Source organism: Caulobacter sp. GSs2 (assembly GCF_058680895.1).
The window spans coordinates 1,806,073-1,828,064 of sequence record NZ_CM178725.1; the positions used below are offsets into that span (position 1 = coordinate 1,806,073).

Genomic DNA, 21,992 nt, shown 5'->3' on the forward strand with positions numbered 1-21,992 from the left:
TGATAGTTCAGACAAACAAATGGCGGTGGCTCGTTGCAGCGAACCACCGCCAGTTTTTACCTAGATCAGAATGCGACTTCGAGGCTCGCCGAGACCGTCCGCGGCGGGCCATAGAAACCGATGACCGAGTTGTTATAGGTCGGGACGCCGAAGTTATAGCCGCCGATCCGATAACGCTCGTCCGTCAGGTTCTTGCCGGTCAGGGCAAGCTTGTAGCCGCCGCCCGGCGCCGTCCAGATCGCTGTCATGTCGACCAGGGTGTAAGCCTTCTGGTCCAGCAGTGGCAGCGGCAGCTCGAACTGCTGATAGTCGCCGCGATAGCTGATCATGGGGGTGACGGCAAGCAGGCCGCCGGCCACGTCCGCCGTCCAGGTCAGGCTGACATTGCCCGTCCATTCCGGCGTGTTCTGCAGGCCATAAAGCTTGGCGACGTTGATCACCTGGCCACCGGCCGGCACGGTCGTCGCCGGATTGAGGGGGTTGGGCGCGCCGCCTGGCACGAACCGGCTGAAGGTGTCGTACTCGGCGTGGATGTAGCCCACCGCGACATTGGCCGAAAGGTTGGCGGTCAGCTTGGCCTTGGCTTCGAATTCGACGCCGTACATGGTCGCCTCGCCGGCGTTATCGATCGAGCTGGCGATGCCGCTCGGGACAACCACCTGGGTCGACACCTGCTGGTCGTGGTACTTCGACAGGAAGGCGGCCGAGGCGAACGAGACGCGACGGTCGAACAGATAGCCCTTCAGACCGACTTCATAGGCGTCGACCGTTTCGGGCTTGTAGCCATTGACGGTCTGCGGGGTGATCAGGGCGTCGCCGCGCATGTCCCAGCCGCCCGACTTGAAGCCCTTCGAGAACGACGCGTAGGTGTTCAGGTCGTCGCTCAGCTCATAGGAGGCGCTGATGCGCGGGGTGAACTGCGAGAAGGTGGTCTCTGCGTTGTAGTTGGTGCGGGTCTGCAGGACCGGACGCGGCGTGCCGCCCTGATAGGGGCTGCGCGTGGCGCCCAGATAGAACAGGCGGAAGGTGTTGCTGCGCTTGTGATCGCGCGTGGCGCGGGCGCCCAGCGAGACCTTGAACTTGTCGGTCAGATTGGCGCTGAAGTCGAAGAAAGCCGCGAAGCTCTGGGTGCTGACCTTGCCGCCGTCGGCGATGGACAGGCCCAGATTGCCGGCGATGGTGTCGAACTCGCCCGAGGCCTGGCTGTTCATGTAGTACAGGCCAAACACGCCCTGGACGTTTTCGTCCGAATAGACCGCCTGCAGCTCCTGCGAGAACGACCGGTCGTCATAGGTGGCCGGGATGTCGAGGGTGTTCAGCGGGGTGCCGTCGAAATCGATGACGGTGTCGGTGTGGCCCTTGCGGCTGGCCGTGATCGACTTGAGGGTCACGGTGTCGCTGGCGTTCCATTCACCGGTCAGCGACAGGCCCTCGGTCTCGACCGAGTTATCGTCGCCGAAACCGGCCTGGGTGTCATAGACGTCCAGCACCTTGTAGCCGCCGACCAGGGCCGGCAGTTCGCGATGGCCGTGGCGGGGGTTGGAGTCGTCCTGCACCTTGTCATAGGCCAGGCGGAAGAACAGGTCCTCGCTGGGCGCATATTCGGCGCTGAGGCGGATGGCCTGGACGTCCTTGTTGTAGTGCTCGGCGCCGGTGGTCAGGTTCTTGCCGTAGCCGTCGCGCTTGTAGAGGGCATAGGCGCCGCCCACCGACAGGCCGCCGCCCAAAGGCGTCTGGCCCGAGACCAGCAGATCGGTCTGATTGAAGCTGCCATAGGTCCCGCGGACCTTGCCATGGGCTTCGTCGCCCAGGCGCTTGGTCACATACTTGATCGCGCCGCCGATGGTGTTGCGGCCGTACAGCGTGCCCTGCGGGCCGCGCAGCACTTCGATGCGCTCCACGTCGAACACGTCGAGCACGGCTCCTTGCGGGCGATAGATATAGACGTCGTCGACATACAGGCCCACGCCGGGCTCATAGCCCCACAGCGGGTCCTGCTGGCCGATGCCGCGGATGTAGGAGATCAGGGTCGAGTTCGAACCGCGGGCGGTCTGAACCGTGATGTTGGGGGTCGTCTGCTGCAGGACGGTGATGTCCGCGCCGCCCTGACGGGCCAGGGTCTCGCCGCTATAGGCCGAGACGGCGACCGGAACGTCCTTGAGGTTTTCCTCGCGGCGACGGGCGGTGACAACCACCGAGTCCACGGTCAGCCCTTGCCCGGCGCCGGCCGGAGCCTGCTCTTGAGCCGAAACGGCCGTCGCGACCGCGCCCCATGCCGCGCCAGCCAGCAGCGCAGCCTTCCACATCGAAGTCATTGGGTTTCCCCTCCCTTGTACGTTCCGCCCACCCGAACCGGATCCTTGTGGCGGACACGTGCTCGGAACTCGCGAATTCATCGAACCGCGAATAGCCGCACTGTCACTCAGAGAACGACGCAACGCCAGCCTTTTTTCATCAGGTGATGAAATGGCGCCGGGACAGCCAGGCCCAACCCGCATGGCCATCGTTCCCGCCCCGAAATGGCGGGGATGCAGCTGAGCGGGACCACGCCCAGCCTAGGCTTCTCTCAAGCCCTTTGACCCCGGGCGTAGCGCAGCGCGCCCAGCCGGGATGACAATTTGAATGACCGGCCAAATCTCCCTAGACACGCTCCATGCCTCCCGGTCCCGACATGATGCTCGAACTGGCCTGCGGACCCGGCCCGGTCTGCGGGGTGGACGAAGCCGGCCGCGGCCCCTGGGCCGGACCGGTCAGCGCCGGGGCGGTGATCCTGGATCCCGCCCGCATTCCCAAAGGCCTCAACGACTCCAAGAAACTGTCGGCCAAGGCCCGCGCGGCCCTGGAGATCGAGATCAAGGCGACGGCCATCGCCTGGGGCGTGGGCCTGGCCAGCATCGAGGAAATCGACGACCTCAACATCCTGCACGCGGCGGGCCTGGCCATGCGCCGGGCCATCGAGGCGCTGGCGGTGACGCCGGCCTTTGCATTGGTTGATGGAAGTTATGCCTTCAAGCTGCCCTGCCCGGTCCAGACCGTGATCAAGGGCGATAGCCTGTCGTGCTCGATCGCTGCGGCCTCGATCCTGGCCAAGGAGGCCCGCGACCGGATCATGGTCGAGATGGACAGCCTCTATCCGGGCTACGGCTTCGCCGGCCACAAGGGCTATCACGCCAAGAGCCATGTCGAAGGCCTGCGCCGGCTGGGCCCTTCGCCCATCCACCGGATGAGCTGGGCGCCAGTGAAACTAGCCGCCCAGGGCCTCAACCCCATGGGCGGCAGCGACTAGATCCCCATCTGTCGCGCGGCCAGGTCGCGCATGATCTCCTCCGAGCCGCCGCCGATGGCGTTGACCCGCACCTCGCGATAGATGCGCTCGACGCGGCTGCCGCGCATATAGCCGGCCCCGCCCATCACCTGCATGGCCTCGCGGGCGCAATATTCCAGCGTCTCGGTGGCCTGGACCTTGAGCAGGGCGATCTCGGCGATCGGCTGCTCGCCCTGACTGATCCGCCAGGCCAGGGTCTCCAGCCAGGCCTGGGTGACGCTGATGCGCTTGTACATGTCGGCCAGCTTGTGGCGGATCACCTGGTGGTCGGCCAGGCGCTTGCCGAAGGTCTTGCGCTCACGGGCCCAGACGATCGCGTCCTCCAGGCAGACACGCGAGAAGCCCAGGGCCCCGGCGGTCATGCCGATCCGTTCGCCGTTGAAGTTGCGCATGATGCCGGCGAAACCCTGGTTCTCGGCCCCGATCAGGTTTTCGACCGGCACCCGCACGTCGTCGAAATAGAGGCTGGCGGTGTCGGACGCCCACCAGCCCTGCTTCTTCAGCGGCGTGCGCGAAAAGCCCTCACGGTCGCGCTCGATCAGCAGCAGCGAGATGCCGCCGGCCCCCTCGCCGCCGGTGCGCACCGCCACCGTGTAGAAGTCGGCCCGCATGCCGCTGGTGATGTAGGTCTTGCCGCCGTTGACGACATAGACGTCGCCATCGCGCCGGGCCGTGGTGGTCAGGGCGGCGACATCGGAGCCGGCCGAGGGCTCGGTGATGGCCAGGGCCGAGATCTTCTCGCCGGCCAGCACCGGCGGAATGATCCGGGTCTTCAACTCATCGCTGCCCAGGGCCCGGATCGGCGGCAGGCCGATGCCGTGGCTCATCAGGCTGGCATTGACCCCGCCCGCCCCGTGGCGGGCCATCTCCTGGCTGGTGATGATCGACATGAACGGATCGGACGGCGAGCCGCCATATTCCTCGGGCCAGCCCAGGCCCAGCAGGCCGATCTCCGAGGCCTTGCGATAGAGCTCGCGCGGAAATTCGCCGGCCTCGTCCCAGTCGTCGACGAAGGGCATGATCTCCTTGGCCACCCAGCGGCGCAGGGTGTCGCGCCAGGCGGCGTGGTGGTCCTGGTAGAAGGGGCTCTTGCGGCTGAGGTCCAGCGCTTCAAGGGGGCTCTGCATGGCGTTCTCCCGGATCACGCCGCCCGTCTGGCGCGGATCTGGCGTGTGAGCCGATACGATCAGCTGGGCGCCGCTAGGGAAGTAAACTGCCTGAAAGGGGCCGTTCACCTTTCGCTAACCACGCTTCTCAACCCGGCCTTCACCATCAAGACTCATGATTCCGTTTGTTGTTTTACAGGACGCGGACATGACCTTCGGGCCGGAAACCATCATTCAGGGCGACTGCATCGAGGCGATGAACGCCCTGCCCGAGAAGTCGGTCGACCTGATCTTCGCCGATCCGCCCTACAATCTGCAGCTGGGCGGCGACCTGCTGCGTCCCGACAATTCCAAGGTCGACGCGGTCGACGACCACTGGGACCAGTTCGAGAGCTTCGCCGCCTACGACAAGTTCACCCGCGAATGGCTGAAGGCCGCCCGCCGGGTGCTGAAGGACGACGGCGCGATCTGGGTGATCGGCAGCTATCACAACATCTTCCGCGTCGGCGTGGCGGTGCAGGATCTGGGCTTCTGGATCCTCAACGACGTCATCTGGCGCAAGTCCAACCCGATGCCCAACTTCAAGGGCACCCGCTTTGCCAACGCCCACGAGACCCTAATCTGGGCCTCCAAGAGCCAGGCGGCCAAGCGCTACACCTTCAACTACGACGCCCTGAAGATGGCCAATGACGAGGTGCAGATGCGCTCGGACTGGACCATCCCGCTGTGCACAGGCGAGGAGCGCATCAAGGGTTCGGATGGCAACAAGGCCCACCCGACCCAGAAGCCCGAGGCCCTGCTCTACCGGGTGATCCTGTCGACCACCAAGCCGGGCGACGTGATCCTCGACCCGTTCTTCGGCGTCGGCACCACCGGCGCGGCCGCCAAGCGCCTGGGCCGCCGCTTCGTCGGCATCGAGCGCGAGTCCGACTATATCGAGCACGCCAAGACCCGCATCGCCAAGGTCATCCCGATCGCGCCGGAAGACCTCGACGTGATGGGCTCAAAGCGTTCCGAGCCCCGCGTGCCGTTCGGCACCATCGTCGAGAGCGGCCTGCTCAGCCCCGGCGACACCCTGTTCTGCTCCAAGGGCGCCCATGCGGCCAAGGTCCGCGCCGATGGCTCGATCACGGTGGGCGACCTGTCGGGCTCGATCCACAAGATCGGCGCCCTGGTGCAGTCGGCCCCGGCCTGCAACGGCTGGACCTACTGGCACTTCAAGACCGACGCGGGCCTGGCCCCCATCGACGTGCTGCGGGCCCAGGTTCGGGCGGGGATGAACTAGACCAGCACCTCGCCTGCCAGGGCCGCTTTCAGGAACACGCTGGGCAGGGCGCCCAGCCCCTTCCGAGGCGTCCAGACGAAGTCGCCGGCATTGGCGCCGTCGGCGGCGAACACCCGCAGGGTCAGGGAAAAGTGCGTGAAGACGTGCTCGATCGCGCCCCGGTCACGCCAGGCGGCGGCGACGGGCGCCGCTGTGACAGCCTCTTCATCCGACCACGGCGCACTTCGCCAATCCGAAGTCGGCAACCCCAGCATGCCGCCCAGCAGACCCCTGGGCGGACGACGGACCAGCGCCACCTCATCGCCCCGGGTCAGCAGGTAAGCGACACCGTAGCGACGCGGTCGGTCGGCCTTCTTCGTCTTGCGCGGATAGGTCTCCGGCGCGCCGGTCTTGCGGCCCTCGCACCACGCCGAGATCGGACACAGATCGCAAAGCGGCGACTTGGGCCGACAGACCGTGGCGCCCAGATCCATCAGCGCCTGGGCCCAGTCGCCGGGCCGCTCGGCCGTGACCAGATCGCCCGCCAGCGATTTTAGCTCCGGCTTGGCGTCGGGCACGGGGGTCTCGACGGCGAACAGGCGCGCCATCACCCGCTCGATATTGCCGTCGACGACATTGGCCTGCCGGTCAAAGGCGATGGCGGCCACGGCGGCGGCGGTATAGGCCCCGACGCCCGGTAGGGCCCGCAGGCCGTCCTCCGTATCCGGAAACACCCCGCCATGCTGACCGGCCACGGCCCGGGCGCAGGCCAGAAGGTTGCGAGCCCGGGCATAGTAACCCAGCCCCGCCCAGGCCCCCATAAGTTCGCCGTCCTCTACGGCGGCGAGGTCCAGCACCGTCGGCCATCGCTCCGTGAAGCTCAGGAAATAGGGCGTGGCGTGCGGCACGGTGGTCTGCTGCAGCATCACTTCGGACAGCCACACCCGATAGGGATCGCTGCGCACCCCGCCGCGCCGGTCGGCGGGGCCGACACGCCAGGCCAGGTCGCGGGCCTGAAGGTCGTACCAGGCCAGCAAGGCCGAGCGGAGCGCGTCCCGAAAAGGGGTGGAGCGGTCTTTCATGCCTTCCGCCTACCGCAAACCTCGCCTGAGGCGAAGGCCGCGTGCTAGCTTGCGGCCATGGCCCGCCGCCCCCTGCCCACCGCCGAAGAGGCCCTCGCGATCCTGCGCCAGCGCCGCACCCGGCCGCCGATTCGCCCACCGCCGCCGGCGGGCAAGAACCTCGCGCCGCTGCTGAAGGCGCTGGAGGAAAAATACGGTCAGGGCCCGGCCGCCCTGAAGACCCGCTGGAAAGAAATCGTCGGCGAGACCCTGGCCCGCCGCACCGAACCGGTCCGCATCATCAAGGGCCGCAACGGCGCGGGCGGAGCGCTGGAGCTGCGGGTCGACGGTCCCGTCGCGTCGCTGATCCAGCATCAGGCCCCGCAGATCACCGCCCGCCTCGACATGCTGCTGGGCCGGGGAACCGTCACCCGGCTGCGCATTGTCCAGGGACCGCTCAGCGCGCCGGCGGCGGCGCCCGTCCAGCGTTCGCGCCGCAAGCCGCCGCTGGACGCCGCCCTGGAACGCCAGCTGACCGACAGCCTGGCCGACCAGCCCGACGGCGGCCTGAAGGACGCCCTGATGAAACTGGGGCGCGGGGTGTTGCGCAATGACCCTGGCTAAAGCCGACACATTGACAACCCCGCCGCGATTGCGCTCATGCCAAGGCCTTATCAGCGCCGTTTTCGCACGCCTAAAGAATCGCGCTTAACTCCAACGTTCTCGCCTCAAGGAAGATCGATCATGCGTCCGCTGACCCGCCGGCTCCTGACCGCCGTCGCACTCACCGCCTCGCTGGGCGTTGGCCTCTCGGCCTGCTCGAAGAAGGACGCCGTCTCGGCCGACGATATGAGCCGGGGTAATCCCGACGCCAAGATCACCGTGATCGAATACGCCTCGGCCTCGTGCAGCCACTGCGCCCGCTGGAACGAGGAAGTTTTTCCCGCCTTCAAGGCCAAGTACATCGACACCGGCAAGGTCAATTTCGTCTATCGCGAGATGCTGACCCCGCCCGCCCAGGTCGCCGCCGCCTCGTTCCTGATGGCCCGCTGCGCCGGCAAGGACAAGTATTTCGAGGTCGTCGACTCGGTCTATCGCGCCCAGGAAGAGATGTTCACCACCGGCCAGTTCCGCGAGGTTCTTCTGCGCATCGGCCAGTCGGCCGGCCTGGACGAAGCCAAGTTCAACGCCTGCGTCACCGATGAGAAGGCGCTGAAGGCCCTGAATGATCGCGTCGAGAAGAACGCCAAGGCCTTCAACGTCCAGGGCACCCCGACCTTCATCGTCAACGGCAAGGTGGTCGGCGACGCCGCCGGCGGCGAGCGCAGCCTGGCCGAGCTGGACGCGGCCATCGCCGCCGCTTCCAAGTAAGGACGCCGCCTTGCCTCTCGACCGTCGCGCGCTGATCGCCTCCAGCCTGGTCCTCGCGGCCGGGCCGGCGATGGCGCGCGCAGCGCCGCTGCCCGCTGCGCCGGGCGACATGGTCATGGGATCGCCGAAGGCGCCGTTGCAGCTGGTGGTCTTTGCTTCACCCAGCTGCCCCCATTGCGGCCACTGGTGGAACGACGACCTGCCGGCCATCCGCAAGGCCTATATCGACACCGGCAAGGTGCGGCTGGTGTTTCGCGAGTTCCTGACCGGACCCGTAGAGTTCGCCGCCGCCGCCTTCCTGCTGGCCCGTCGCGTGGGCGCGCCCCGCTATTTCGCCGTGCTGGACGCGGTGTTCGCCAGGCAGACCGTCATCCTTCAGAGCGGCGAGCTCTGGGAAGGCCTGCTGGCCATCGGCAAGGACTTTGGCCTGACCGAAGCCCAGTTCACCGCTGCCCTGCAGGATCAGCAGGCCCTGGCCGCGCTCAATGAACGTGTCGAGATCGCCGGCGTCCGCGACAAGGTCCAGGTCACCCCCACCTTTATTCTCGATGGCCGCAAGGTCCCCGGCGAACTGACCGCCGACAGCCTCAAGGCCGCCCTGGCCTCGTCGGCCAAGGGCTGAGGCGGAGGGAGCCGCCTCCGTGCAGTTCCTGCGCCTGCGCCTTACGGGCTTCAAGTCCTTCGTCGAGCCGACCGAGTTCAGGATCGAGCCCGGCCTAACCGGCATTGTCGGGCCCAATGGCTGCGGCAAGTCCAACCTGCTGGAAGCCCTGCGCTGGGTGATGGGCGCCAATTCGGCCAAGGCCATGCGAGCCGGCGGCATGGACGACGTGATCTTCGCCGGCAGCGGCGCGCGTCCGGCCCGCAACCACGCCGACGTCACCCTGACCATCGACAATGCCGACCGCACGGCGCCCGCTCAGTTCAATGACGACCCGGTGCTTGAGGTCGTGCGCCGTATCGACCGGGGCGAGGGCTCGACCTATCGCATCAACGGCCGCGAGGTGCGGGCCCGCGACGTGCAGCTGCTGTTCGCCGACGCCTCGACAGGGGCCAATTCGCCGGCCCTGGTGCGCCAGGGCCAGATCAGCGAGCTGATCGGCGCCAAGCCGCAGAACCGCCGCCGCATCCTGGAAGAAGCGGCCGGCGTCTCGGGACTTCACACCCGCCGCCACGAGGCCGAGCTGCGGTTGCGGGCCGCAGAGACCAATCTCTCGCGCCTCGAGGACGTGGCCCGAGAACTTGAGACGGCCCTCAACCGCCTGCGTCGCGAAGCCCGCCAGGCCGAGAAGTACAAGCGACTGTCAGCCGAGATCCGGGCCGTGCAGGGCGCGGTGCTGTTCGCACGCTGGGCCGAGGCCCGCGACACCCTGCATCGCACCCAGACCGAGGCGACCGACGCTGCTCGCGCCGTCGAAGACACCGCCCGCGCCGCCGCCGCCACCCAGGTCGAGATCACCCGCGCCGAGGCCGCCATGCCGCCCCTGCGCGAGGAGGCGACCATCGCCCAGGCCGTGCTGGGCCAACTGGCCATCCAGAAAGACCGCGCCGAGCGCGAGGCCGAGGCTGCGGCCGCCGAGTTCCAGCGCCTGTCGGCGGATCTGGCCCGCATTGATGACGACCGGGCGCGCGAGGCGCAGACCCAGCAGGACGCCGTCCAGGCTCTTGCCCGGCTCGACGCCGAGCTGTCCGAGGTTCGAGCCCTCGTCGCCGCCGCGCCGGAGCGCGGCCCCGAACTGGCCGCCGCCGCCGAGGCCGCCGAGGAGGCGCGCGCCGACGCCGAGGCCGTGGTCGAGCAGCTAGCCGCCCGCGCCGCCGCCGAGGACGCCCGCGCCCGCGCCGCCGCCGCGCGGCTGGCCGATGCCGAGGGGCGCCTGGCCCGCACGGTCCGCGCCCTCGACCAGGCCAGGTCAGAACGCGGGGCCCTTGGCCCGGAGAGCGATCCAGCCGCCGCCGACGCCCGCCAGCGTTTCGACAATGCGCAGGCCGCCCTGACCGCCGCCCGCGCTGCCCTGGAAGCCGCCGAAGCCGAGCGCGCCAAGGCTGCCGAGCAGGAGGCCATGGCGCGCCAGCTGGCGCGCAGCCTGGAAGACCAGTTGGGCCGTCTGCGCACCGAGGCCCGGGGTCTGGCCCAACTGACCGCGCCGCGCAGCAAGAGCGGCCACGCCCCGGCCCTCGACGCCGTTTCGCCCGACAAGGGCTATGGCGCGGCGCTGGCCGCCGCCCTCGGAGACGATCTGGACGCGGCCCTGGACGCGCGCGCGCCGTCCTACTGGGGCGGCGCCGAGGCGCCGTCGCCCTCGTGGCCGGAGGGGGCGCAGGCCCTGGCCCCGCTGGTCAAGGCTCCGCCCGAGCTGGCCGCGCGCCTGGCCCTGACCGCCGTGGTCGAGCGCGCCGATGGCGAGCGGCTTCAGAAGAGCCTGACGCCCGGCATGCGGCTGGTCTCCCGCGAGGGCGACCTGTGGCGCTGGGACGGCTTCGTCGCCCGCGCCGACGCCCCCAGGCCCGCCGCCGTCCGGCTGGAGCAGCGCACCCGCCTGGCCGAGGTGGAAGCCGAGATCGACCTTCAGGCGCCGCGCGCCGAGGCCACAGCCGCCGCCCTGAGGACCGCTTCGGACGCCTTGCGAATCGCCGAAGAGGCCCTGCGCGACCGGCGCCGGGCGCCGCCGGACGCCGAGCGCCTGCTGGCCGGCGCCCGCGACGCCGTCGCCCAGTTCGAACGCCAGGCCGCGCTTCGCGCGGCAAGGGCCCAATCGCTGGACGAGACCATCGCCCGCTTTGAGGCCGAACACGTCGAGGCCGAGACCGCCCTCACCGCCGTCCGAGCCGAGCATGCCGGCGCGACGGGCGCCGCCGACCTGGCGCCGCAGCTTGCGCAGGCCCGGCAGGCCGCCGCCGGCGCCCGGGAAGCCGCCTCGACCGCTCGCGCCGCTCTGGATGTCGAGACCCGCGAACGGGCCGGCCGCCAGCGCCGGCTGGAAAGCCTGGAACGCGATCACGGCGATTGGACGCGCCGGGCTGAAGCGGCCGGCAAGCGTACCGCCGCGCTGGAGGCCGACCGCATCAAGGCCGCCGACGCCCTGGAAGCCGCCCGCGAGGCGCCGGCTGTCCTGAAGGAAAAGTTGCTGGTCCTGCTGGACGAGTTCGGCGCCGCAGAGGCGCGCCGCACCAGAGCCAGCGACGCCCTGGAAGAGGCCGAAACCGCCCGACTGACCGCCGACCGCGCCGCCCGCGCCGCCGACCAGGCCGCCGGCGAAGCCCGCGAGCGGCGTGCTGCCCTGGTCGCCCACCTAGACGGAGCCCGAGGCCGCTTCGCCGAGATCGCCGGCAATATCCGCGAATCGGTGCGCATGGAGCCCGAGGAACTGGGGCGCCACGTCGCCGGCGAGGCCGTGGCCGTGCCCAAGGACGCGGCAGGTGTGGAAGCCCACCTCTTCGCGCTCGAAAGAGAGCGTGACGCCATCGGCCCGGTGAACCTGCGAGCCGAGGAAGAGGCCCAGGAATATGCGGCGCGCCTGGAGACCATGCGCACCGAACGCGCCGACCTGTCGGGCGCCGTCGGCAAGCTGCGGGCCGGCATCGAGGAGCTGAACGCCGAGGGCCGCGAGCGCCTGCTGGCCGCCTTCGAGGTGATCAACGGCCATTTCCAGACCCTCTTCCAGGCCCTGTTCGGCGGCGGTCAGGCCGAGCTGCGGCTGGTCGAGAACGATGACCCTCTCGAAGCAGGTCTTGAGATCTACGCCTGCCCGCCCGGCAAGCGCATGGCCAGCATGAGCCTGATGAGCGGCGGCGAGCAGGCCCTGACGGCCAGCGCCCTGATCTTCGGCGTGTTCCTGGCCAACCCGGCTCCGATCTGCGTGCTCGACGAAGTCGACGCGCCGCTGGATGACGCCAATGTCGACCGCTACTGCAACATGCTCGACGAGATGCGCCGCCGCACCCAGACCCGCTTCATCGCCATCACCCACAATCCGGTGACCATGAGCCGGATGGACCGCCTGTTCGGTGTCACCATGGGCGAGCGGGGCGTCAGCCAGCTGGTCAGCGTGGACCTGTCGACGGCCGAGCAACTGGTCGCCGCGCAGTAGAGCTTCAGCCGCCGATCAGCTGCGACAGCGCCAGTCGCAGCGGGTTCTGCGGATCAGCCAGCAGCTTCACCGCCATGGCGCATGACATTGTCACCAACAGCGGCCGGATCAGCCCGGCGCCAAACCGCATGGCCAGCCGCGAGCCGACCTGAGCGCCGAGGAAGGCCCCGGCGGCCATGGCCAGGCCGATCGGCCAGATCACCGCGCCTTTGAGAATGAACAGAACCAGGCTGCCCAGATTGCTGGCGGCGTTGGCCAGCTTGGTGTGGGCGGTGGCCTTCAGCGCGCCATAGCCCAGCAGGGTCACGATCGCGACCATGTAGAAAGCCCCAGCGCCCGGCCCGAAGATGCCGTCATAAAAGCCGACCAGCGGCGCGACGAAGCCGGCGAACACCGGCAGGGTCAGTCGGGCGAGGCCGTCCTCGGCCTTCAGGGCCTTGGAGAGCGCGAAATACAGCGCGATGACGATCAGCAGGATCGGCACCAGGGCCTTGAGAAAGGTCGGTGACAGCAGGCTGGCGCAAAGGGCGCCGCACAGGCCCGCGAGGCCGGCGGAGAGGGCGACCGGCAGGGCGGTCTTCCAGTCAATCAGGCCGCGACGCGCGAAGGCGATGGTCGACGACACCGAACCAAAGGAGCCCTGCAGCTTGTTGGTGGCCAGCGCCGCGACAGGATCAAGGCCCGCCAGCAGGAGCGCCGGCAGGGTCAGAAGACCTCCGCCGCCCGCTATGGCGTCGAAAGCTCCGGCCAGCGCGGCCACGGCGAACATCGTCGCCAGCAGTTCAGGTTGGACAAGGTCCATGGGCCGGCCCTCCCGCATGGCAGGCTTGAGAGCCTGGACCATGCGGTCGAGTCGCGGCTCGGGAGGAAGCGGAAAGGGCCATTGGACCCTTGCCGTCTGATCAACCGATCAGATTGCCCCACTCGTGAGCGCGGGCGCTCTTGGTGTTGCGCCCCAGGGAGCGAAGCTGCTCGCGCTGGGCGGCCTTCTCTTCCTTGCGCATCTTCTGCTCGGCGGCGGCGTCGGTCTTGCGTTCCTTGCGCTCGGCGCGCTTGGCCGCGAGGATCGCTTCCTGCTTGGCCAACTGCTCAAGGCGGACGACTTCGCGGGCTGCGGCGCGCGCCGCGCGCACCGCTTCCAGTTCGGCGGCGCGAAACTCTTCGCGCTTGTCGAAATCAGGATCCGTGACGGTGGGCTTGGGCTTCATTTTCGCCAGCATGGCCTTCTTGGCCTCGGCGGCGGCGGAGATACGATCGGAGAAACCGGTGTTCTTCAGATGCGACATGAATCTTCTGGCTAAGGGAAAGACGCGGCTCTCAAACCTCAAAATGATGCAAAAAGCAATGCGTCATCCCGGGCGCGCGTAGAACCGACGACTGGCTGCGGCTGATATGTCGCGGATCGGCGGCGATACAGAACGTTGGAGCCTTGCCTTGCGCTCAGGCGGGCCTCACGGGCGGCTTCGCCACGCGGCTTTCTTGCCCTGCGCCCCGGACACGAAGCCGACACCGCAAGGTTTTGCCCGCCGATGGGCGCCGTAGCGTAAAACGCCTTATTATACAGACGCTTGCATCACCCCAAGCCAACCTTGACGCACCGCAGCGAGGTCTATAGGTTCCGCCGCGATCAAGCCGGCCGGAAATACGTCTCTTACAGGCGTATCCGCGGGCGTTTTCGGACCTGACCGCTCCCATGCCCAAGGCCGACGAACCGAACGACAAGGCCCTACAAAGCCTCGACGCTCGGCTCGCCGCATTCGAGGCCAAGAAGGCGGCAGAACAGCCGGTGCGCGCGGAGCACGAGAAATCGTCCCAGGACGGCTATCGGCTTCTGGCGGATATGATCGGCGGCGTCCTGGTGGGTCTCGGCTTTGGCTGGGTTCTCGATCAGTTCGCCCACACGGCGCCCTGGGGCATGGTTGGCGGTCTGCTGATCGGCATGGGGGCGTCAATATTCTCCGTCGTCCGCAAGGCGACGAAACTGAGCGCGCAGGCGTCAGCAAAAGCTCCAGAGGAGCAGGCTGGCGAAGACACGGGAGGCGGGTCTACCGCCCCCAAGCAGAAGAGAGACTAGGGCCAATGGCCGATCCGATGCATCAGTTCCAGATCCAGAAGATCGTGGAACTGCCGACCGTCACCGTGCTGGGCCAAGCGATCGACCTGTCGATCACCAATTCCGTGGCCGCCATGCTGCTGGCCGCGACTCTGGTCATCGCGTTCTATGTCCTGGCTTCTGCGAAACAGGCCGTGGTGCCCGGTCGCCTGCAGTCCGTCGGCGAGATGCTCTACGGACTGGTCAACGGCCTGACCGAGTCGATCATCGGCCACGATGGCAAGAAGTACCTGCCCTTCGTCTTCACCCTGTTCATCTTCGTGCTGTTCGCCAACATCCAGGGGATGTTCCTGGTGTTCACCGCCACGTCGCAGATCGCCGTGACCCTGACCCTGGGCCTGCTGGTCATCCTGACTGTCGTGACCGTCGGCTTCGCCAAGAACGGCCTGAAGTTCTTCAAGCTGTTCGCCCCGTCGGGCGTGCCGTGGCCGCTGTACTTCCTGCTGGTGCCGATCGAGATCCTGTCGTTTCTGATCCGCCCCGTCACCCTGGCCCTGCGTCTGTTCGGCAACATGCTGGGCGGCCACGTGGTGCTGAAGATCTTCGCCGGCTTCGTCGTCGCCCTGGGCGGCATGGGCGTGCTCGGCTGGGCCGGCGCGGCGCTGGCCCTGTCCTCCGTCGTTGCTCTGACGGCTCTAGAGTTCATGGTGGCCTTCCTTCAGGCCTTCGTGTTCGCGGTGCTCACCTGCGTCTATCTGAACGACGTCGTGCACCTCGACAGCCACTGATCACCTTTTTTCCTTTCCAACCTTTCGATCTTTAGGAGTCTCACAATGGAAGCTGAAGCCGCGAAGTACATCGGCGCTGGTCTGGCGATGCTGGGCATGATCGGCGCGGGCATCGGCCTGGGCGTGATGTTCGGTAACTATTTCCAAGGCGCTCTGCGCAACCCGACCGCCGCCGCTCAAGAGCGTCCGATGCTGTTCCTGGGCATGGCGCTGACGGAAGCCCTGGGCATCTTCGCCCTGGTCATCGCCTTCCTGATCCTCTTCTCCTAAACCCCGGCGCGAGCCGCTTCCCCCGGAAGCAGCTCGCTCCGAGTCTTTGATTTTTATCTAAGAGGCGTCTTCGCCCATGGCGACGGAAACTCACGGCACGGTCGAGACGACTGGTGCGCCCGAGGCTCACGGTGGCGGCGGACTTCCGCAGCTGCAGTTCGAGCACTGGGGCGGCCAGATCGTCTGGCTGTTGCTCATCTTCGCCGTTCTGTACGTGGTGCTGTCCAAGGGCCTGCTGCCCCGGGTCAGTGGCGCGATCGAGACGCGCGGGGCCAAGATTGCCGGCGACATCGCCGACGCCCGTCGTCTGAAGGACGAAGCCGAGGTCCAGGCCCGTGCGGCTGCGGCCGAGGTCGCCGAGGCTCGCGCTTCGGCCCAACGGACTGCGGCGGACGCCAAGGCCAAGGCTTCGGCCATCGCTGCCGAGCGTCAGGCGAAGGAAGAGGCTGTGCTGGCTGAGAAGCTGGCGACCGCCGAAGCCGGCATCCAGGCCGCGCGCGACCGGGCCATGAGCCATGTCGGCGCCGTGGCTTCGGATACGGCCAGCGCCATCGTCGAGAAGCTCACGGGCAAGGCGGCCACGGCCGCCGAGCTCAAGGCGGCCACGGCCTAAGGAGAGACAGACGATGGAACACGAGTCCCTTTTCAGCCTCTCAAACCCCGAGTTCTGGGTTCTGGTCGCGCTGGTCCTGTTCTTCGGCCTGCTGGTCGTGCTCAAGGTCCTGCCGGGCGCCCTGTTCGGGGCGCTCGACGCCCATGCCGCCAAGATCAAGGCCGAACTCGACGAAGCCCAGCAACTGCGGGAAGAGGCCCAGGCCCTGCTCGCCGATGTGAAGGCGCAGCGCGAGGACGCCGAACGTCAGGCCGCCGGCATGATCGAGGCCGCCAAGGCTGACGCCAAGCGTCTGGCCGAGGAAGCCAAGGAAAAGCTCGAGGAGCAGATCAAGCGCCGCGCCGAAATGGCCGAACGCAAGATCGCTCAGGCCGAAGCCCAGGCTACGGCGGACGTCAAGGCTGCGGCTGTCGACCTTGCCGCCCAGTCTGCTGAAGTCATCCTGACGGCGCGTCTGGCAGGTCTGAAGAGCGATCCGCTGGTCGATGCGGCCATCGGTCAGATGGCCGCCAAGCTGCAATAGCAGACGGCGAACGGCTTAAACGATCAAGGGCGCGGCCTTACGGCTGCGCCCTTTTTCTTTGAGTCCACATCCGGCGGGCGTGCTTGCGTCCCCGCTTCAGCACCCGCCACCGCGCCTTGCGCAGGATCATCTTCTCCGTGCGCAGCAACTGCTGCCAGAAGACCAGCAGCACCTCGGGCTCGCGCCGCATCAGGCGCCGGATCGGGAAGACCAGCTTGGGATGGCGGCGCTGCCAGCGGATGAACGTCTTGCGGGCCTGGAACGAGTAGCGCAGCACGATCATCAGGCCGATCACGAGCATCGGCAGGCCGATGTGTCCCGGCAGGGGCGTCAGGACCGCGCCGGCCAGGATCACCACACTGCCGAAGGTGATCGCGGCGACGCGATAGGCGCGCGCCGCCGACTCGCGCAGCAGCAAGGCCAACCGGGCGCGCCGGCGGACCTTGTGCTTGATTTCGATGGCAGCGGTTGAAGCGATCGTCACCGACGACGGCGCTTGATCGACTTGCGCCAGCGCACAGCCACGCGCCAACGGCGCGGGATGACCAGCCGCTCGATCCGCAAAGCCTGTTGCCACGCCACCAGGATCACCTCGGGCTCGCGGCGCAGCAGCCGGCGAATCGGGAAGATCAGCTTGGGGTGAGCATGCTGGAAGCGCACGAACTGCTTGCGGGCCTTGAACGAGTTGCGCAGCACCAGCATCAGGCCCACCACCGTCAGCGGCAGGCCCAGGGGGCCGGGCAGCGGCGCGATCAGCGCGCCGGCCAGCACCAGCAGCAGGCCAAGCACGACCAGCACGACGCGCAGGACGCGCGCCACGATCTCGCGGGCGAGATCATCGGCAGGGGAAAAACGTGCGCGCGGCATGGCGAGGGCGACTGAGACATTCATGAGGGGGCTGATGGACTACGCGCTCCGCTTGCTACCTGGAAAATCCAATCAGCCCGACGCGCCAGCCTGATATGTGGATCGATAAGGGCGCCGTAAAGGCGCCCTATCGCCGCGTGTCGAAATAGTTCCCTGCTATTCGGCGGCCAGTGGCGCTTCAGCCACAGGTTTCCACCTCAACCGGGGCTTGCGGGCCGCCAGAGTCTCGTCGAGACGCTTGAGGGGGGCGTGGAAAGGCGCACCCTTGAAACGATCGACATCGCCTGCCTTGGCGGCGCCGGCCAGGGCGCGCAGCGCCACCACGAAGCGATCCAGCTCCTGCTTGCTCTCGGTTTCGGTCGGCTCGATCAGCATCGCCCCGTGGACGACCAGCGGGAAATACATGGTCATCGGGTGGAAGCCCTCATCGATCATCGCCTTGGCGAAGTCGAGCGTGGTCACGCCGGTGCCTTCCAGCCAGCTGTCGTCGAACAGGGCTTCGTGCATGCACGGGCCGTCCGGGAAGGCCGGGCTCATCACGTCCGACAGGCGGGCCTTCAGATAGTTGGCGTTTAGAACCGCATCCTCGGCCACCTGACGCAGGCCGTCAGCCCCATGGCTGAGCATGTAGGCATAGGCGCGGGTGTACATGCCCATCTGGCCATGGAAGGCGCTCATGCGGCCAAAGGCGGTTTCCGCGCCCGCCTCGCCGGCATGTTCGACCAGGGCGAAGCCATCGTCGCCGTGGACGAGCCAGGGGGTGGGCGCGAAGGGCGCGAGCGCCTCGCTGAGCACCACGGGCCCCGCGCCCGGCCCACCGCCGCCGTGGGGCGTCGAGAAGGTCTTGTGCAGGTTGATGTGCATGGCGTCGACGCCCAGGTCGCCCGGGCGCACGCGGCCGACGATGGCGTTGAAATTGGCGCCGTCGCAGTAGAAATAGGCCCCCGCCGCATGGGTCAGGCGGGCGATCTCGACGACGTCGCGCTCGAACAGGCCGCAGGTATTGGGGTTGGTGACCATGATGGCGGCAACGTGGTCGCCGAGCTTCGACGCCAGGTCGGCCAGATCCACGCGGCCGTCCTCGGTCTGGGCGATCTCGACCACCGTATAGCCGACGAAGGCCGCCGTGGCCGGATTGGTGCCGTGGGCGCTGGTCGGGGCCAGGACGGTCTTGCGATGACCCTGGCCATTGGCCTCATGGGCGGCGCGGATGGCCAGCATGCCGCACATCTCGCCATGGGCGCCGGCCTTGGGCGTCAGGGCCACGGCCGGCATGCCGGTCAGGGTCTTCAGCCAATGGGCCAGACGGTCCATCAGCTCCAGGGCGCCCTGCACGGTCGACTGCGGCTGCAGCGGGTGGATGTCAGCAAAGCCCGACAGACGGGCCATCTTCTCGTTGAGGCGCGGGTTGTGCTTCATCGTGCACGAGCCCAGCGGATACAGCGCCAGGTCGATGGCGTGGTTCTTCTGGCTCAGGCGCACATAGTGGCGCACGGCTTCGGGCTCGGAGAGACCCGGCAGGCCGATCGGCGCGGTGCGCAGCAGGCCGCCCAGGTCGTCAGCGGGGGCCGAGGCTTCCGGCAGGTCGACGCCGGTCTTGTTCCAGCCGCCCAGTTCGAAGATCAGGGCTTCGTCCTGCAGCAGACCGCGAGCCCCGGTCAGGGTCGCGTGCGCATCGACGGTGTCATTGGCGGTTTCGGGACGGGTCGGCCGTCCGACGCTGTTCATGCTCATTGGGCGATGACCTTGGCCAGAACCTTGGCGAAGAAGGTGATGTCGATATCGAGGGTGGTCTCGGTGGCGGCCACCAGCAGCACGTCGTCGAGGCCAGCATGGGCGTCGAGGCGCGAGAACGGCACCCCGGCGATGATGCCGTGACCGGCCAGGGTCTCGACGACCTCGACGGCCTTGCCAGGCACGCGGATGGCGAACTCGTTGAAGAACCGCGAGGTCAGGATCTCGACGCCAGGGACGGCGGCCAGGGCGTCGCGCAGGGCGCGGGCTTTTTCGTGATTGATCGCCGCCAACTGACGCAGGCCCACCTCGCCCAGCAGGCTCATGTGGATGCTGAAGGCCAGGGCGCACAGGCCGCTGTTGGTGCAGATGTTGGATGTGGCCTTGTCGCGGCGGATGTGCTGCTCGCGGGTCGACAGGGTGAGCACGAAGCCGCGACGGCCGTCGGCGTCGACGGTCTCGCCGCACAGCCGGCCCGGGGCCTGGCGGATATATTTTTCCTTGCAGGCGAAGAGGCCGACATAGGGACCGCCGAAGTTCAGGCCGTTGCCGATCGACTGGCCCTCGGCCACTACGATGTCGGCGCCCATCTCGCCAGGCGACTTCAGCAGGCCCAGCGAGACGACCTCGGTGGTGACCACGATCAGCAGCGCGCCGGCGGCCTGGGCGGCGGCGGCGATCTTGCTCACATCGGTGGCCGTGCCGAACACGTTGGGGGTCTGGACGACGACACAGGCGGTATCGGCGTCGATCGCGGCGATCACCGCGTCCTCGGCGTCGATGGCGACGGCCAGGCGCTGGGTGGCGACGCCGGCCGCATGGGCCAGGGTGTCGATGGTCTCGACATAGTGCGGATGGATGCCGCCCGACATCACCGCCTTGTTGCGGCGGGTCACGCGGGTGGCCATCATCACCGCCTCGGCGGCGGCGGTGGAGCCGTCATAGAGTGAGGCGTTGGCCACTTCCATGCCGGTAAGGGCCGCGACCTGGGTCTGGAACTCGAACAGCACCTGAAGCGTGCCCTGGGCGATTTCCGGCTGGTAGGGCGTGTAGCTGGTCAGGAATTCCGACCGCTGGATGATGTGGTCGACCGTGGCCGGCACATGATGGCGATAGGCCCCCGCGCCGCAGAAGAAGGGCCCCTCCCCCGCCGAGCGGTTGCGCTTGGCCAGGGCCGACATCTCGCGCTCGACCTCCAGTTCGCCGGCGTGCAGCGGCAGGTCGACGGTTCCGGAACGCTGGGCGGAGGCGGGCACGTCGACGAACAGGGCGTCGATCGAGTCCACGCCGATGACGCCAAGCATTTCGGCGCGATCTTCGGGCGTGAGGGGGAGGTAACGCATGGGGAGGAGCCTGTGCTTGTCATCCCGGCCTGGACCGGGAAGACAGGAAAATCAGAGGGTCGAGAGGAAGGCTTCGTAGGCGTCGCGGTCCATCAGGGCCTCGACCTCGGCGGGGGCCGACAGCTTGAGCCTGGCGAACCAGCCGCCCGTTTCCGGCAAGGCGTTGACGGTTTCGGGCGCATCACCCAGGGCGGCGTTGGCCTCGACCACCTCGCCCGAGACCGGGGCGTAGACGTCGGAAGCGGCCTTGACGCTCTCGACTACGGCCAGGCCGTCGCCCTGCTTCACGGTCTTGCCGACTTCGGGGACCTCGACGAACACCACGTCGCCCAGTTGCTCGGCGGCATAGGCGGTGATGCCGACGGTGGCGATGTCGCCTTCGACGGCGACCCATTCATGGTCTTTGGTAAAGCGCATCTTTTCCGGCCCTTGGAACTAGAGTTTGCGGACGTAACGATTGGGAACGAACGGCGAGGCCACGACCTCCGCCGCCTGCGGCTTGCCGCGAACGATGACTTTCAGCTGCGCGCCGATAACCGCCAGGGCGGGTGGGACGAAGCCGATGGCGATGGCGCCGCCGACGCTGGGGCCAAAACCGCCGCTGGTGACCACGCCGACCACGGCGCCGGTCTCATCGGCGATCTCGGCGCCTTCGCGGGCGGGAGCGCCCTCCAGAACGCGCAGATTGACCCGCACGCGCTTCAGCTCGCCGGCCAGTTCCTTGCCGATGCGACCGACACCCAGATAGTCGCCGGCCTCGCGGCGGCTCTTGCCGATGGCGAAGTTCATGCCGGCCTCGATCGGCGAGACTGTCTCGTCCATATCGTGGCCATAGAGCGGCAGACCGGCTTCAAGGCGAAGGCTGTCGCGGGCGCCCAGGCCGATGGCCTTCACGCGCTCGTCTTCCAGCAGGGTGTTCCAGATGCGCGCGGCATCGGCGGCCGGCACCGAGATCTCGTAGCCGTCCTCGCCGGTATAGCCCGAGCGGGAGATGATGGCGTCAACGCCGAAGGCGGTCAGGGCGGCGGTGTCCATGAACACCATGCTCGCGGCCTCGGGCACATGGGCGGCCAGCACGGCGGCGGCCTCGGGACCTTGAAGCGCCAACAGGGCGCGGTCCTCAAGGCGCTCAACCGTCGCTTCGCCCTTCAGGGCCTCGGCGATGATGGCGTAGTCATTGTCCTTGCAGGCGCCGTTGACCACGATGAACAGGCCATCGTCGTCAGGCCGCGCGGTCATCAAGTCGTCGATCACGCCACCTTCGGCGTTCAGCAGCACCGCATAGCGCTGCTTGCCGGGCTTGAGGCCCTGATAATCGGCCGAGACCAGCTTCTCGAAGCTCTTGGCGGGATTGGCGCCGCGCAGCCGGGCCTGGCCCATGTGCGAGACGTCGAAGAGGCCCGCATGTTCGCGGGTCCACAGATGCTCTTTCAGCACCCCGTCCTTGTATTGCACCGGCATGGAGTAGCCCGCGAACGGGACCATGCGGGCGCCGGCGGCGACGTGCGCGTCGTACAGGGGCGTCTTCTTGAGATCTTGGTCGGACACGCGGGGACTCCAAACGGGGACGGCGCTGCTAGCCCGGC

22 protein-coding genes are annotated in these 21,992 nt (G+C 67.9%); 11 read left to right on the plus strand and 11 right to left on the minus strand.

Annotated features, from left to right (window positions below; all coding sequences use genetic code 11):
• Positions 1-65: 65 nt before the first annotated feature.
• Positions 66-2,315, minus strand: a complete 2,250-nt coding sequence (locus ACW17Z_RS08765; RefSeq protein WP_492058373.1) for a TonB-dependent receptor — start codon at positions 2,313-2,315, stop codon at positions 66-68.
• Positions 2,316-2,653: 338 nt separating this feature from the next.
• On the opposite strand from ACW17Z_RS08765, the gene rnhB reads away from it, so the two are divergent.
• A complete protein-coding gene (gene rnhB / locus ACW17Z_RS08770) occupies positions 2,654-3,286 on the plus strand; it encodes a ribonuclease HII (RefSeq protein ID WP_492058374.1) in 633 nt (210 codons plus the stop codon).
• Here the strand turns inward: rnhB and ACW17Z_RS08775 are convergent.
• Positions 3,283-4,452, minus strand: coding sequence for an acyl-CoA dehydrogenase family protein (locus ACW17Z_RS08775; RefSeq protein WP_492058375.1), 1,170 nt, complete (start codon positions 4,450-4,452; stop codon positions 3,283-3,285). The genes rnhB and ACW17Z_RS08775 overlap by 4 nt on opposite strands.
• Before the next feature lie 187 nt (positions 4,453-4,639).
• Between ACW17Z_RS08775 and ACW17Z_RS08780 the strand changes: the two genes are divergently transcribed.
• Positions 4,640-5,716 (plus strand): site-specific DNA-methyltransferase, encoded by a 1,077-nt coding sequence (locus tag ACW17Z_RS08780; RefSeq protein ID WP_419252986.1) that lies wholly within the window; start codon positions 4,640-4,642, stop codon positions 5,714-5,716.
• On the opposite strand, the gene mutY is transcribed toward ACW17Z_RS08780, so the two are convergent.
• The gene (gene mutY, locus ACW17Z_RS08785) at positions 5,713-6,777 is read right to left on the minus strand and encodes an A/G-specific adenine glycosylase (protein WP_492058376.1); all 1,065 of its coding nucleotides are present in this window, start codon (positions 6,775-6,777) and stop codon (positions 5,713-5,715) included. The two genes, ACW17Z_RS08780 and mutY, sit on opposite strands and share 4 nt — an antisense overlap.
• A 57-nt stretch (positions 6,778-6,834) precedes the next feature.
• On the opposite strand from mutY, the gene ACW17Z_RS08790 reads away from it, so the two are divergent.
• From ACW17Z_RS08790 to smc, 4 genes are all read left to right on the plus strand, one after another.
• Positions 6,835-7,380, plus strand: coding sequence for a DUF721 domain-containing protein (locus ACW17Z_RS08790; protein ID WP_492058377.1), 546 nt, complete (start codon positions 6,835-6,837; stop codon positions 7,378-7,380).
• A 120-nt stretch (positions 7,381-7,500) separates the two neighbouring features.
• The gene (locus ACW17Z_RS08795; RefSeq protein ID WP_419319801.1) at positions 7,501-8,127 is read left to right on the plus strand and encodes a DsbA family protein; all 627 of its coding nucleotides are present in this window, start codon (positions 7,501-7,503) and stop codon (positions 8,125-8,127) included.
• Positions 8,128-8,137: 10 nt separating this feature from the next.
• Entirely contained in the window at positions 8,138-8,749 is a 612-nt protein-coding gene (locus ACW17Z_RS08800) for a thioredoxin domain-containing protein (RefSeq protein WP_492058378.1), read from the plus strand.
• Positions 8,750-8,768: 19 nt separating this feature from the next.
• Entirely contained in the window at positions 8,769-12,215 is a 3,447-nt protein-coding gene (gene smc / locus ACW17Z_RS08805) for a chromosome segregation protein SMC (protein ID WP_492058379.1), read from the plus strand.
• A 4-nt stretch (positions 12,216-12,219) separates the two neighbouring features.
• Here the strand turns inward: smc and ACW17Z_RS08810 are convergent, their stop codons facing one another.
• Entirely contained in the window at positions 12,220-13,017 is a 798-nt protein-coding gene (locus tag ACW17Z_RS08810) for a TSUP family transporter (RefSeq protein ID WP_419319798.1), read from the minus strand.
• Positions 13,018-13,117: 100 nt separating this feature from the next.
• The gene (locus ACW17Z_RS08815; RefSeq protein ID WP_419252993.1) at positions 13,118-13,501 is read right to left on the minus strand and encodes a DUF6481 family protein; all 384 of its coding nucleotides are present in this window, start codon (positions 13,499-13,501) and stop codon (positions 13,118-13,120) included.
• Between the two features lie 407 nt (positions 13,502-13,908).
• Here ACW17Z_RS08815 and ACW17Z_RS08820 point away from each other — a divergent pair, with 407 nt between their 5' ends.
• From ACW17Z_RS08820 to ACW17Z_RS08840, 5 genes are all read left to right on the plus strand, one after another.
• Complete coding sequence (locus ACW17Z_RS08820; protein ID WP_419319797.1) at positions 13,909-14,289, plus strand: AtpZ/AtpI family protein; 381 nt, start codon at positions 13,909-13,911, stop codon at positions 14,287-14,289.
• 5 nt (positions 14,290-14,294) lie between these two features.
• Positions 14,295-15,056: a F0F1 ATP synthase subunit A gene (locus ACW17Z_RS08825; protein ID WP_492058380.1), complete on the plus strand. Its 762-nt coding sequence runs from the start codon at positions 14,295-14,297 to the stop codon at positions 15,054-15,056.
• A gap of 45 nt (positions 15,057-15,101) precedes the next feature.
• The gene (locus ACW17Z_RS08830) at positions 15,102-15,326 is read left to right on the plus strand and encodes a F0F1 ATP synthase subunit C (protein ID WP_108505567.1); all 225 of its coding nucleotides are present in this window, start codon (positions 15,102-15,104) and stop codon (positions 15,324-15,326) included.
• Between the two features lie 76 nt (positions 15,327-15,402).
• A complete protein-coding gene (locus tag ACW17Z_RS08835; RefSeq protein WP_419252996.1) occupies positions 15,403-15,939 on the plus strand; it encodes a F0F1 ATP synthase subunit B family protein in 537 nt (178 codons plus the stop codon).
• 13 nt (positions 15,940-15,952) lie between these two features.
• Positions 15,953-16,462, plus strand: a complete 510-nt coding sequence (locus ACW17Z_RS08840; protein WP_492058381.1) for a F0F1 ATP synthase subunit B — start codon at positions 15,953-15,955, stop codon at positions 16,460-16,462.
• Positions 16,463-16,499: 37 nt separating this feature from the next.
• Here the strand turns inward: ACW17Z_RS08840 and ACW17Z_RS08845 are convergent, their stop codons facing one another.
• The 6 genes from ACW17Z_RS08845 to gcvT all read right to left on the minus strand — a co-directional run bounded on the left by ACW17Z_RS08845 (position 16,500) and on the right by gcvT (position 21,891).
• Positions 16,500-16,946, minus strand: a complete 447-nt coding sequence (locus ACW17Z_RS08845; RefSeq protein WP_492058382.1) for a hypothetical protein — start codon at positions 16,944-16,946, stop codon at positions 16,500-16,502.
• Positions 16,943-17,353 carry a hypothetical protein gene (locus ACW17Z_RS08850; protein WP_419319790.1) on the minus strand — a complete coding sequence of 137 codons (411 nt, stop codon included), beginning with the start codon at positions 17,351-17,353 and terminating at the stop codon, positions 16,943-16,945. Before ACW17Z_RS08850 ends, ACW17Z_RS08845 begins: the two co-directional genes overlap by 4 nt.
• 132 nt (positions 17,354-17,485) lie before the next feature.
• Positions 17,486-19,063, minus strand: coding sequence for an aminomethyl-transferring glycine dehydrogenase subunit GcvPB (gcvPB, locus tag ACW17Z_RS08855; RefSeq protein WP_492058383.1), 1,578 nt, complete (start codon positions 19,061-19,063; stop codon positions 17,486-17,488).
• Positions 19,060-20,406, minus strand: a complete 1,347-nt coding sequence (gene gcvPA, locus ACW17Z_RS08860; protein WP_492058384.1) for an aminomethyl-transferring glycine dehydrogenase subunit GcvPA — start codon at positions 20,404-20,406, stop codon at positions 19,060-19,062. The genes gcvPB and gcvPA overlap by 4 nt, the downstream gene beginning before the upstream one ends.
• 51 nt (positions 20,407-20,457) lie before the next feature.
• Positions 20,458-20,823 carry a glycine cleavage system protein GcvH gene (gene gcvH, locus ACW17Z_RS08865; protein ID WP_492058385.1) on the minus strand — a complete coding sequence of 122 codons (366 nt, stop codon included), beginning with the start codon at positions 20,821-20,823 and terminating at the stop codon, positions 20,458-20,460.
• A gap of 18 nt (positions 20,824-20,841) precedes the next feature.
• Positions 20,842-21,891 (minus strand): glycine cleavage system aminomethyltransferase GcvT, encoded by a 1,050-nt coding sequence (gcvT, locus tag ACW17Z_RS08870; RefSeq protein WP_492058506.1) that lies wholly within the window; start codon positions 21,889-21,891, stop codon positions 20,842-20,844.
• Between the last annotated feature and the right edge of the window lie 101 nt (positions 21,892-21,992).